The sequence below is a fragment of the Pseudoalteromonas sp. MMG012 genome (assembly GCF_018100875.1).
Lineage (GTDB): Bacteria > Pseudomonadota > Gammaproteobacteria > Enterobacterales > Alteromonadaceae > Pseudoalteromonas > Pseudoalteromonas aurantia.
In genome coordinates, this window is sequence record NZ_JAGJEF010000224.1 from 1 (window position 1) to 525 (window position 525).

Annotated in this window: 1 protein-coding gene; it reads right to left on the bottom strand. The window is 48.2% G+C overall.

Annotation, left to right across the window (positions count from 1 at the left end):
* The coding region (locus J8L97_RS23165) for an SdrD B-like domain-containing protein (RefSeq protein ID WP_211053078.1) at positions 1–525 on the bottom strand (525 nt) is incomplete at both ends.

The following is a 525-nucleotide window of genomic DNA, read 5'->3' on the forward strand; positions in this document are numbered from 1 at the left end:
GGCTCTTTAACACCATTTTGATTGCCATCAACAAACACAGCGCCTTCCACACGGGCTTTGCCCGCATTAGGTAGCTCAGTAAAGATCACCCTGCTTGGTTTACCCACCGTACTGATCTTCACCGCGTTTTTTCCAGCGAAGGTATTCTTCACACCATCAAGATAGTCTTGCCCATCTTCGTAGCTGGGTGTGTCTGCGCGCGTCACCACATATCCGTCTGAATCAGGTTGGCGCAGCCTCGTAAAACTAAATGTGCCATTACTGTCAGTGTTAGTGGTCAGTGACACAGCGTTGCCAAATTCATCTTTACCGGTAAGCGTGACTGTAAGGCTTGGGATCGCGAGATCTTTACCTTCTTTTATGCCATTTTGATTGCCATCAACAAACACAGCGCCCTCAACACGGGCTTCGCCCGCATTAGGTAATTCAGTAAATATCACCTTGCTTGGTTTACCTACCGTGGCTACCTTCACTGCGTTTTTACCCGCATAGGTATTCTTGATGCCATCAAGGTAGTCTTGGCCA